This window comes from Oceanicoccus sp. KOV_DT_Chl (assembly GCF_900120175.1).
Lineage (GTDB): Bacteria > Pseudomonadota > Gammaproteobacteria > Pseudomonadales > Dasaniaceae > Oceanicoccus.
In genome coordinates this window covers 151,390-162,623 of sequence record NZ_FQLF01000005.1, presented here as the reverse complement: position 1 = coordinate 162,623, position 11,234 = coordinate 151,390, and the positions used below count along the sequence as shown (strand labels likewise).

Here is an 11,234-nt window from a genome sequence, read left to right as displayed (position 1 = left end):
GTGACTATTATCTCCAGTAAAGTATTGCTCGCTTATGCTGCTCAATGTTCACCGTCTGAACTATTGATTGATCAGGATTATTTGCACCGGATTAATATCTTATGTTCTGCGATCAATGCTAGCGCCCGCCTGAATATCAAAGGGAGAAAATTAATCTTCCGGCAATTAGCTGATGCAATAGTCAATTATTCTGATACAAAACGAATTGTCAGGGACAATCCGGAGGTATTGGCTGAAAAAATTAAACGGCCAATTTTACTGGCCGGCTTGCCTCGTACAGGTTCAACTTTTTTACAGCGGTTATTGTCTCTGGATCCTGATAATAGATATTTGAACTTTGAAGAAGGATTAAAGCCCTGTGTAGAAATTACTGATGGTGACGGAGCTCAGCAAAGGTCGGATTTTTCTCATCGCTGGGCGAATGTCATGCATGGGCACCTGCCCGCGGTACAATCCATGATTACGCTGCAACCGGACTTTCCTGTGGAGTGTAATTTTTTAAAGCGTAATAGCTTGCTGTGTGACTCCTGGTGCTTCCAGTTAGATTTACAAGAGTTGCGCGAGTATTGGTATCACCCGGATTCGCAGACAACAAAATACCAGCTTTATTTGCGTCAGTTACAAATTTTACAGTATCGGTCGGCAGCTGCTGAGCGGTGGGTATTAAAATCACCTACACATCACCCGGTCATCGATAGTCTGGATACTGTTTTTGAACAGCCTCTTATTATCAATACGCGCAGGAATTTGGACGAGGTGGTGCCTTCACTGATCAATCTTGTTTATGCGTTGAGAAAAGGCTTCTCTGATCATATTGAACTGTCGTCGGTGAGAGATGAGGTGTTAGAGTTTCTAAAAAATCAAATAGCCTGCAATCAGACTGCAAGAAAAAAAATGCCAGATAGCCACCTTATTGATATTGATTATCCGGATTTAATTCAAGACCCCCAAGCTGTTATCGAGCATATTTACGCACGCTTTAACCTTGATTTTACTAATGAATATCAGGGTAATATAGAGTCATGGTTACAGTTACAGCCCCAGTCTTCCTATAAACCAAAGTCATACCGCTATAATCTACGCAGTCTCGGTTTTAGCGTTGTCGATATTCACCAGTATTTTGATTCATGCTTTGATAGTGGTCAGCTAGTGGCCGACTGTTAGCAATATAAAAAGGAAAAAACAATGATAAGTTACGACGCGCCAGATTCAATGAGTGCATTAGATGCCAAGTTTGAAGCCCAAAAAATTGCTTTTGCGCCGATAGTGTTTCAAGCAACCTTGGCTCTACGGGATTTAGGAATATTGGAGGCTGTTAGAAAAGCCAAAGATGCAGGTATTACTGCGGAGGCGCTGGCTGAAAAAGTGGGAGTTAGTCTCTATGGGGTAAATGTATTGCTCGAAGTGGCTATGAGTTCAGGTATTGTCCGCTGTGTAGAAGGGCAGTTCATACTGACCAAAACAGGCTATTTTCTAGTGCGTGACGATTTGACGCGGGTCAATATGGATTTCGTTAATGATGTTTGCTATCAAGCGATGTTTAATTTGAAAGACTCAATAGTCGAGCAAAAGCCTTCGGGCCTAAAAGTATTTAGTGATGCTGATACCATTTATGAGATTTTGGCGACGCTGCCGGAAAAAGCTAAAAAAAGCTGGTTTGACTTCGATCACTTTTATTCTGACATTTCTTTTCCGGAGGTGCTGCCTCTAGTGTTTGCCAGTAAACCTAAAAAAATAATGGATATTGGCGGCAATACTGGCAAATGGGCAACCCAGTGTCTGCAATATGACGAGGATGTTGAAGTCACTATTGTTGATTTGCCCGGTCAATTAAATAAAGCCAAAGAAAATTTGGAGGCTGCTGGCCTAACGCATCGCATGCACTTTCATGAAGCTAACATGCTCGATGAAAAAAATCAGTTACCAAAAGGGGCTGACATTATTTGGATGAGCCAGTTTTTGGATTGTTTCTCGTTGGATGAAATTGTTAGTATTTTGAAACGCGCTAAAGCAGCTATGACCGAAGACTCAAGAATTTATATTATGGAGTTGTTGTGGGATAGGCAGAAGTATGAGGCTGCCGCTTATAGCCTGCATAATATTTCCTTGTACTTTACCTGCTTAGCCAATGGTAATAGTAAGATGTACCATTCGGCAGAACTATTATTGTGTATAGAAAGGGCTGGCCTGACAGTAGAGAAACAGATAGATAATATTGGGATCAGTCATAGTCTTATTACTTGTCGCCTATAGTTGCGGTTGTTGAAAATGTGCATTCGATATTTTGTCCGTCTGTTAAAGGGTTGCCTGGCGCTGTTTATAGCTTATGTGCTACAGGCTTGTGTGTCCCATCAGACACCTGCGCGAGTCGCTGTTGATATTGCGGAATCGGTACGCTTTACCGTTTTACCTGCGGGCAGTGGTCAACTGAATTATTCGTTGCTGCAAAGTGTGCGAGCAGAATATGGTAATGAGACTCAGGATTTATTAGTACAAATTGAATCCACTGCTGAGAAGTTAGTGATGGTGGTGCTGACGGCAACTGGAACACGGTTGGCGACGATCAGTCTGATTGATGGTGTGGTGAGTAGTGAGCAGTTATCTGTATTGCCCGCAAGCTTTCAGGTTGAACAAATGTTGGCGGCCTATCAACTAAGTACCTGGCCAATGCCTGAGTTAAGTCGTGCCATAGCTGGACTGGATGTGCGTTTTACCGAGTCGGCGGGTATTAAGCGGCGACGAGAATTGACGGCCAGCGGTAAGCCGCTTATTGAGATCGTTACGAGCTCAAACAATCAGGGGCAACAACAGGTATTGTATCGTCATCTGCAATGGCAGTATCAAATTACCAGTACGACATTGGAAAGGCTCGCGCTATGAAATCTCCCCGGCAAGCTTTGTATTTACCGGCTTTAGGTATCGTTAATTGTCTTGGGCGGGGTAAGCAAGCGGTGTGGGATGCGCTGTGTCAGCAGGATCAGGCGGGTATCACAGTGCGATCAGATTTGTTGGTGGCTGGTGATTGTTATGTGGGTGAAGTGAAGGGGGGCTACCGGCCATTCCGTCAACTTTGCAGCCGCAGGCGTCGCGAAATAATCAGTTATTAATGGCGGCAGCTGAAGAAATTATGCCCGAGTTGCAACAATTGGTTGCTCGTTTTGGCGCTGAACGTATCGCGGTTATTGTGGGTACAAGCACATCCGGTATCGCTGAAACTGAAGCGGCATTTGCGCAGCACCAAACGGATGGCGCTTTTCCGGATAATTATCATTATCGACAACAGCAAATGGCAGCGCCGGCAGAATTTATGGCACAGTGGTTGGGGTTAAAGAATTTGGCTTACACCGTTTCTACTGCCTGTTCATCCAGTGCCAAGGCATTCGCCAGTGCCAATCATTTAATTCAAACGGGTGTTTGTGATGCGGCTATTGTGGCTGGTGTGGATACACTGTGCCGGTTAACGCTGAATGGATTTAATGCGCTGGAATCCATTTCACCGACAATTTGTTCGCCATTTAGTAAAAATCGCCGAGGCATTACTATTGGTGAAGCGGCTGCTGTTTTTATTGTTACGCCCGAGCCCGACGCTATTCAATTGATGGGCGTGGGTGAGTCTTCTGATGCCCATCATATGTCGGCGCCAGACCCTGAAGGTCATGGCGCTGAAGCGGCAATGAAGGGGGCTTTAATGGCTTCAGGTTTAGCACCGGCAGACATTGATTATATAAATTTACATGGCACTGCCACGGTCAAAAATGATCAGATGGAGGCGCTGGCAGTACACCGTTTGTTTGGTGAACGTACGCCTTGTAGTTCGACCAAAGCCTTGACCGGCCATACACTTGGCGCTGCTGGTGCCACTGAAATAGGTTTATGCTGGTTAGCATTGGCTGCCAATAATTGGCAACACCGATTGCCGCCGCATTGCTGGGACGGGGAGGTGGATGAGGGTTTAGCGGCTATTAATTTGCAGCTTATAAATTCAGTTTATCAGCCGACAGCAGCCAGCTACATGATGAGTAACTCTTTTGCCTTTGGTGGTAATAATGTCAGTGTTATCATCGGCAGCGCTGTAGCGGAAAATTAAAAATGAATAATACAGTCAGTCAATATACCGTGGATGAATTGGTGCCACACTCTGGTCACATGAGTTTGCTCGATCGTGTTATCAATCAGACTGCGGAGCGTTTAATTGCAGAGGTTGATATCACTGCGCACAGTTTATTTCTTGATGGTGATATAGGTGTGCCGACTTGGGTTGGGATTGAGTATATGGCGCAAGCCGTGGCCGCATGGGCGGGAGTGATTGCACGGCAAGCGGGAGAAGATGTACGGTTAGGGTTTTTATTGGGCAGTCGTAAGTATACTGCCCATGCTAGCCATTTTGGTTTGGGTGAAACGTTAACCGTTACTGTTGAGAGGGCGTATCAGCATGATGAGTTAGGTGTTTTTGATTGCAGTATTTACCTCAATGGCGATGCCGAGGTTGCCAGCGCCAGACTTAATGTTTATCAACCACAATGATTGAGAAAAAGTTTGTTATGGCAGAAGAAAAAACAATTTTAGTCACAGGTTCCAGCCGCGGTATTGGTAAAGCTATTGCGATTAAATTAGCGCAAGATGGTTTTAATATTGTCCTGCATTGTCGCAGCGGTGTGGCGGAGGCGGAACAGGTGATGGCTGAAATCGCGGCGGTGGGCCGAGCAGTGCGCTTGCTACAATTTGATGTCAGTCAGCGTGAAAGTACACGCAACGTGCTAGAAGCCGATGTCGCTGCGCACGGCGCTTATTACGGTGTTGTTTGTAATGCCGGCATCACTGCGGATAATGCGTTTCCGGCATTGACTGATGAAGAATGGGATAACGTTATTCACACCAATCTTGATGGTTTTTACAATGTGTTATCACCGCTGGTGATGCCCATGGTCAGACGGCGAGCCGCTGGTCGAATCATTACCCTGTCATCGGTTTCCGGGGTGATGGGTAATCGCGGACAGGTCAATTACAGTGCCTCCAAAGCGGGTATCATCGGTGCCAGCAAAGCGCTGGCGTTAGAGTTGGCCAAACGTAAGATTACAGTTAATTGTGTAGCGCCTGGACTTATCGAAACAGAAATGACAACGGATGCGCCGGTTGAGGAAGCGCTTAAATGATCCCCTTGCGGCGGGTAGGGCAAGCGGAAGAAGTGGCTAGTTTGGTAGCATATCTTTGTTCAGAGGGTGCGGCTTATATCACCCGGCAAGTAATTTCAGTTAATGGCGGAATGTATTAATGAAACGTGTAGTAGTTACAGGTATGTCGGCAATCACTTCTATGGGCGATGATTGGCAAACGTTTAAGCGTAATATCGAAGCGGGTAACACCGGTATTGCCCGCATGGATGAATGGGATCGCTATCTAGATTTGCGGACACGTTTGGCGGGCCCTGTTACGCATTTTGTACCACCGCCACACTACAATAGAAAAATATTAAGAAGTATGGGGCGGGTAGCGCAAATGGCGACTACCGTGACCGAGCAGGCGTTAACCCAGGCCGGTTTACTGGATGACCCGGAAATTAAAAGTGGTGCCATGGGGGTATCCTATGGTTCTTCGTCGGGCACGCCAAAAGCTATTGGTGACTTTGGCAATATGCTGCTTAACGATAAGATGGAAGGCATCAATGCCAATACCTATATCAAAATGATGGCGCATACCACGCCGGTGAATATCGGTGTGCATTTTGGTTTGAAGGGGCGGGTGATAACAACTAGCAGCGCTTGTACTTCTGGCAGCCAAGGTATTGGGTATGCCTATGAAGCGATTAAATACGGTATGCAAACCATGATGGTAGCGGGTGGTGCTGAAGAGCTGGATGCTACCCAGGCAGCAGTTTTTGATACTTTATTTGCAACCAGTACTGCTAACGATACCCCTGAGCTTTCACCACGTCCCTTCGACCGCGATCGGGATGGTTTGGTAATCGGTGAGGGTGCCGCTACATTAGTGCTGGAAGAGCTGGAGCACGCCAAGGCCCGTGGCGCCACTATCCTCGCGGAGATTGTTGGCTTTCATTGTAATTCGGATGGCAGCCATATTACCCAGCCGCAAGCTGAGACTATGCAAGTCACCATGGAGCAAAGTTTGGCAGATGCGGGTTTAGGTGCCGAGCAGATCGGTTATGTTAGTGCCCATGGCACTGCCACTGATCGTGGTGATGTAGCTGAATCAACGGCAACCCAGCATGTGTTTGCCAATAAAACCCCGATCAGTTCCATGAAATCTTATCTGGGGCATTCCTTGGGTGCCTGTGGCTCCATAGAGGCCTGGCTGAGCTTGAAAATGATGCAGGATAATTGGTTTGCAGCGACAAAAAATCTGGAGAATATTGACCCGGCTTGTGGCGATTTGGATTATATAATGGGTGAGGCGCGCCATATTGATACAGAATATATTATGAGTAATAACTTTGCGTTTGGTGGTATCAATACCTCGTTGATTTTTAAGCGATGTTGATTTTTTTGCCATCCTTGGCATCTATATGTAAAAAATAAACTTGTTCAGAGGCTAGTAATAATCTCTCAGATATTTGCTAGCATATTTTTTTACTTTTCTATTGCCGGCTTCATTAGCTACCATGCTAACTGTGTCTTTGTATTTAGTATTGCCAGACCCTGCAATAGCTTTGGTTAACCAGGCCATACAATCAATTTCAGTTTTATCAGAATAATTATCCTTATAAAGTGCTTTAACTTCTGCTTCAACGGCATCTAGCAAGAATTCGTCGTAAAGATGTTCAAAGTGAATGCGCTTCGCTGCTATTCTTTTTAATTCCCAGTCCTGACTTTTAATCATGTTTGCGAAGCCATTGATTTTTTGTGAATACTTTGGGTTATAGCTACTTTTATCACGAATGATAGGATTCCATTGTTGGTATTTTTGAATGTTATCCAAGCCTTTAGAAGCGTATTTTTTAACTTTTTTATTGGCCCCTGAATTAAGTATGCCTTTAAGGGTGGTCGAATATTTATCATCGCCTGACGCCCCTAGGACTTTTGCATACCAACTGGCCTGCTCTATTTCAGCCTTGGAGCTGGCCGTTGGGTAAACCGTTTGCAAGTTATTCTCGATCACATCATAAATTGCAACGCTGGAAAGGCCGGACCATTGCAGATCGTTTAATGCGTCCTTCTGAATTGGCCAAGCCTTGCCGGAAAATATGCCGATATATTTTTGCTCTTCGGAAGTCGCAGCAGCGATTAGTGACGAGTAGGCCGTTAGGGATAGCATTAACACTAGGCTGGTGATTAGCTTCTTGCTCATAATTTTTCCTTATTGGTTAGACGGGTTAATATAATTTTTATTTTTAGCTGGGTTATCGCACTGCTCTAATGCGTATAGGCTCCGTGCTAGTGGCTTTGCTTGAGCTAAACTAGATTCTGGCTCTTTGCCTTTCCCAGATGTTGCCAGTGCTATTATCTATTTTAATAGGGTTATGTCGAGTGTCTTTTGTGTTTTTCATGCTCCAATATATAACAATTTTTTTATACCTCCTGTATTCGTGTATTTATGTGCTAATTTCAGGGTATATCTCTATCCATGGGAGAGGAGACATAACAAGAAACATCATTCATAATACTTCTTGTTCTATTAACTATAAAAAGCTGGGTGCTTCAGGTTTGATCTGTCGGTGTGCTTGATTCTGATAGTTATGACTTGCCGCCAGCATAGAAGGACAGAGGCTTGGCTACATTACCGGAAATTCCTGATTATAAAATTGAGAGCACCCTCGGTCGGGGTGGTATGGCCAGTGTCTATAAAGCCAGACATCTGCGCCTTGATCGACCGGTCGCACTTAAAGTCATGCACATGGATCTGGCTGACCGTGATCCTCAATTTAGTGAACGCTTTCTGCGAGAAGCACGGATTGCCGCCAATCTTTCCCATCCCTACCTAGTCCAAATCTACGACGTAAATAAATATAAGACTTACCACTACATTGCGATGGAGTTTGTCAGTGGTGGTGATTTGGAACAGCGCATGCAAGCCCCGATTGATCATGAGGAGTTGCTCGGGATAATCGCACAAATAGCTAGTGGGCTCGATTACGCTCACGACAAGGGGTATGTGCATCGCGATATCAAACCCGCCAATATTTTATTCCGTGCAAACGGTGAAGCGCTGCTATCAGACTTTGGTATTGCCAAGGCTATGGATTCGACCACGCAACTTACGGAGCTTGGAAGTGTCATTGGTACGCCTTCCTATATGAGCCCGGAGCAGGCGGAAGCTAAAACGCTGGATGGGCGCAGTGATCTCTACAGTCTGGCAGTTATGATCTATCAGATCCTGGTTGGCAAGTTGCCTTATACCGCAGATAGTTCGCTTTCTATCGCTATCATGCATATCAATAATCCGATACCCATCTTGCCTGATCCACTGGTATCGCTACAACCTTTTATCAATAAAGGCATGGCCAAGGACCCGCAGCAGCGTTTTGCTAATGGTGCAGAATTAGTTAGCGGGCTCAGGGAATGTTTGTCGCAATTACAACCCGGTGATTTGATCGCCACGCAAACCATGTTGCTGCAAAACCTGGCTGAAACCGAACGGCGGCAGCCAGCAACCACCACTAAAAAAACGACTACAGTCACTATCCAGCTTCCTCAGATGTCAGTTGTTGCAGCAGTGATAGCAGTCGTTGCCGTGATTGCGGTATTCATTTGGTTTTTTATTCCTTCTGGCCCTACTCAAGTCGATATGGCACGGATAGATTTATTACTGGGTGAAGCGCAACAGGATATACGTGCTGGCCGTCTGGTCGGCCCGGACGGTAATAACGCTTTGCAAAAATACCAGGATGCCCAGGCTATTGCGCCAGACTATGAGCCGGTACAACAAGCGATGCAATATTTGGGTGGTATTTTGTTGGCAGAATCGGAAAAAGCACAGGATAGAAATGATTGGAATGCGGCCGCAGATATGGCGAAGCAGGCTTTGCAAGTGGTGCCTGATAGTCCCGCTGTGGCTAAACAAATGCAGGAAATTGCCGGCGCGCGTCAAGCTTTGCTGGAGCGGCAGCAAAGCTTGCTTGATCAAGCAAACGGTTTGGTCGCTGAAAATAATTGGCAGCAAGCGCTGCAGGTTTATAAAAAACTACCTGATGATGTTTTGCAGCAAGATAGCGTACAGCAAGATCTTGCTGGGCAGTTGACCTTAACACTTCAACAGGCGAAAAATAAAACGGTAGCTAATGATTTTGATAGCGCTGAGCAGCTCTTTTCAGGGTTAATCCCTTTGAGTGGTTTGCTGACTGATAAAACGCTCACAGGTAAAATTAAACAAGCACAGAGTGAAAATCGCAATCAACAAAATAAACTTAGTAGAGAGAAAAATTTAACGCAAGCGCTACAACAGGCTGCAAGTGCAAATAGCTCCACACAGGCGCTAAAGTATTATCAGCAAGCGTTGAAAATTTCGCCTAACAATCAGCAAGCAAAAGCGGGAATTAAAAAAAATAGCGCGGTAATATTAACTGGTATTAATGAGTCTATAAATAAAGGTGATATCACCCAAGCTAGACAGCAAATCAATAGCGCCGAACAAATACGAACCGCAGGTTTGCTAAGCAGCGAGCAGGTATCCGAGTTAGCGCGCTTGCAGCGAGGGGTTGATTTATCCAGTGCCGAACAGGAACAATTGAGAGTATTATTCGATCGTTTTCGACGGTATATGCAAAAACCTAAAGTCACAAGTGCGAATAAAATCTACCAGCGTATTATTGCTATTACCACCTCTGATCCGCGATTGCCTGAATTACGGCAACAGTTGGGTGATGGTTATGCGGATCTCGCGCGTAAGGAGCAGGCGGCAGGTGATTGGGGGGATGTATTGACTTGGACAGAGCGGGGTTTAGCAGTAAATCCCTCTCATGTGGAATTGCAGCAGCTGAAAGCAAAGGCGGAGGAAATGCTGCCAGAGGGGCGTAAGCGGTTTATTTTCTTTTAAGCTGGTGCTGCTCACATCCCTTGGTTGATATTTTGCGTGGTTTTTCTAAAAATTAGTTGGTAGTGGTGAATAGAGTGTGCAAGCTAAAAATAATAATTACGGTTTCCAATAATTTGTATGAATAGAAATTATTCTATAGCACTGGACGCGATTCGTGTGGTCGCAGCTGCTGTGGTATTTTTATCGCATTTTTCCTATCTAGGGTATACGGGGGAGTATGCGCATTTTTTTCACGAATATGGCCATGTCGGGGTGGTCATGTTCTTTGTACTTTCCGGCTATGTTATTGCCTATGTATGTGAGGAGAAACACAAAACATTTTCACATTATATGACGGCAAGACTGGCGCGCTTATATTCCGTATTACTGTTTTGCCTTATATTAACCGTGGCGCTAGATTTCATTGGCCGATCTCTGGATAAGAGTGTATATCGAGGTATTAGTTTTGATAATGTTTTTTTGACCTCGGTGTTGAATATTCTTTTCTTGCAACAAGCATTGGTTTTCTCTGCGAAGCTGGTTTCCAATGGACCTCTTTGGTCATTGTCTTATGAGTTTTTTTACTATCTTTTGTTCGGTGTGGCGATATTTTACCAGGGTGGTCGCCGGATAGCAGGCTTGGTTGTCGTGGCTATAGTGGCTGGCCCCAAAATTTTGTTATTAATGCCATGTTGGATAATAGGAGTGATGGTTAGGAGGTGGCATGTTATGGGTGTGTGTGTCCCGCGTGCGCGAATCAGTGTGATTGCGTCGGTCTGCTTTTGGTTGATTTTTTGTTATATTGCCTCACTTGAGCAGCTGACGGCGAGAGTGATTGCTTTTATTGAGTCGGGTAATACCCTGGCCATTAATCTGGCATTTTCAAAACGTTTTCTGCTTGATTACTTTTTGTCATGTATCTTTGGTTTGTTTTTGTGGTTTGTTTATTATGCGGTAAGTCTAATCCGCTTTAAGGATTGGTTTACTTCCTGTGTCGATGTTTTGGCCAAATCATCTTTTTCGCTCTACCTCTACCATGTACCGTTGATTTTGTTTTTTTCCGCAACCGGGTGGTTTGATTTGACCAGTGCCTGGCAGTCCACAGCAATGGCCGTCATTATCCTTTTGGTGATTTATTGGCTATCCTTGGTGACTGAGTACAAAATCAAATGGTATCGGGACGTTATACAGCGCGGGCAAATTAGCCTGGGTGCTGTGCTAGCGGTTTCAGGGCGCAAACGTGACCATAAATAGCTAAATTCCAGACC

Annotated in this window: 10 protein-coding genes and 1 pseudogene; 10 read left to right on the top strand and 1 reads right to left on the bottom strand. The window is 45.1% G+C overall.

The window, feature by feature from the left end; translation table 11 throughout:
* From UNITIG_RS18110 to UNITIG_RS18080, 8 genes and pseudogenes are all read left to right on the top strand, one after another.
* Positions 1-1,164 carry a sulfotransferase gene (locus UNITIG_RS18110; protein ID WP_159931207.1) on the top strand — a complete coding sequence of 388 codons (1,164 nt, stop codon included), beginning with the start codon at positions 1-3 and terminating at the stop codon, positions 1,162-1,164.
* 21 nt (positions 1,165-1,185) lie between these two features.
* Positions 1,186-2,253 carry a methyltransferase gene (locus UNITIG_RS18105; protein ID WP_101759764.1) on the top strand — a complete coding sequence of 356 codons (1,068 nt, stop codon included), beginning with the start codon at positions 1,186-1,188 and terminating at the stop codon, positions 2,251-2,253.
* A 15-nt stretch (positions 2,254-2,268) separates the two neighbouring features.
* On the top strand, positions 2,269-2,880 hold the full coding sequence (locus UNITIG_RS18100; protein WP_101759763.1) for a DUF3261 domain-containing protein: 612 nt from the start codon (positions 2,269-2,271) through the stop codon (positions 2,878-2,880).
* Positions 2,877-3,107 carry a hypothetical protein gene (locus UNITIG_RS23730; RefSeq protein ID WP_200821375.1) on the top strand — a complete coding sequence of 77 codons (231 nt, stop codon included), beginning with the start codon at positions 2,877-2,879 and terminating at the stop codon, positions 3,105-3,107. Before UNITIG_RS18100 ends, UNITIG_RS23730 begins: the two co-directional genes overlap by 4 nt.
* Positions 3,107-4,087, top strand: a complete 981-nt coding sequence (locus UNITIG_RS18095; RefSeq protein WP_235015490.1) for a beta-ketoacyl-ACP synthase — start codon at positions 3,107-3,109, stop codon at positions 4,085-4,087. The genes UNITIG_RS23730 and UNITIG_RS18095 overlap by 1 nt, the downstream gene beginning before the upstream one ends.
* A gap of 2 nt (positions 4,088-4,089) precedes the next feature.
* Positions 4,090-4,524 carry a hotdog family protein gene (locus UNITIG_RS18090; protein ID WP_101759762.1) on the top strand — a complete coding sequence of 145 codons (435 nt, stop codon included), beginning with the start codon at positions 4,090-4,092 and terminating at the stop codon, positions 4,522-4,524.
* A gap of 17 nt (positions 4,525-4,541) precedes the next feature.
* Positions 4,542-5,272 (top strand): annotated as a pseudogene (locus UNITIG_RS18085) (3-ketoacyl-ACP reductase FabG2).
* Positions 5,272-6,495, top strand: coding sequence for a beta-ketoacyl-ACP synthase (locus UNITIG_RS18080; protein WP_101759761.1), 1,224 nt, complete (start codon positions 5,272-5,274; stop codon positions 6,493-6,495). The pseudogene UNITIG_RS18085 and the gene UNITIG_RS18080 overlap by 1 nt, the downstream one beginning before the upstream one ends.
* Positions 6,496-6,546: 51 nt before the next feature.
* On the opposite strand, the gene UNITIG_RS18075 is transcribed toward UNITIG_RS18080, so the two are convergent.
* Positions 6,547-7,302, bottom strand: coding sequence for a hypothetical protein (locus UNITIG_RS18075; protein ID WP_101759760.1), 756 nt, complete (start codon positions 7,300-7,302; stop codon positions 6,547-6,549).
* A gap of 420 nt (positions 7,303-7,722) precedes the next feature.
* Between UNITIG_RS18075 and UNITIG_RS18070 the strand changes: the two genes are divergently transcribed.
* Together UNITIG_RS18070 and UNITIG_RS18065 are read left to right on the top strand one after the other, a co-directional pair.
* Positions 7,723-9,987 carry a serine/threonine-protein kinase gene (locus tag UNITIG_RS18070; RefSeq protein WP_101759759.1) on the top strand — a complete coding sequence of 755 codons (2,265 nt, stop codon included), beginning with the start codon at positions 7,723-7,725 and terminating at the stop codon, positions 9,985-9,987.
* 117 nt (positions 9,988-10,104) lie between these two features.
* Positions 10,105-11,220: an acyltransferase gene (locus tag UNITIG_RS18065; RefSeq protein ID WP_101759758.1), complete on the top strand. Its 1,116-nt coding sequence runs from the start codon at positions 10,105-10,107 to the stop codon at positions 11,218-11,220.
* The last annotated feature ends 14 nt before the right edge of the window (positions 11,221-11,234 follow it).

What these genes read in the sequence shown, in the direction of transcription:
- UNITIG_RS18105 (WP_101759764.1), top strand. Translation starts at nt 1,186, where the DNA reads ATGATAAGTTACGACGCGCCAGATTCAATGAGTGCATTAGATGCCAAG.
- UNITIG_RS18100 (WP_101759763.1), top strand. Translation starts at nt 2,269, where the DNA reads ATGTGCATTCGATATTTTGTCCGTCTGTTAAAGGGTTGCCTGGCGCTG.
- UNITIG_RS23730 (WP_200821375.1), top strand. Translation starts at nt 2,877, where the DNA reads ATGAAATCTCCCCGGCAAGCTTTGTATTTACCGGCTTTAGGTATCGTT.
- UNITIG_RS18095 (WP_235015490.1), top strand. Translation starts at nt 3,107, where the DNA reads ATGGCGGCAGCTGAAGAAATTATGCCCGAGTTGCAACAATTGGTTGCT.
- UNITIG_RS18090 (WP_101759762.1), top strand. Translation starts at nt 4,090, where the DNA reads ATGAATAATACAGTCAGTCAATATACCGTGGATGAATTGGTGCCACAC.
- UNITIG_RS18080 (WP_101759761.1), top strand. Translation starts at nt 5,272, where the DNA reads ATGAAACGTGTAGTAGTTACAGGTATGTCGGCAATCACTTCTATGGGC.
- UNITIG_RS18075 (WP_101759760.1), bottom strand. Translation starts at nt 7,302, where the DNA reads ATGAGCAAGAAGCTAATCACCAGCCTAGTGTTAATGCTATCCCTAACG.
- UNITIG_RS18065 (WP_101759758.1), top strand. Translation starts at nt 10,105, where the DNA reads ATGAATAGAAATTATTCTATAGCACTGGACGCGATTCGTGTGGTCGCA.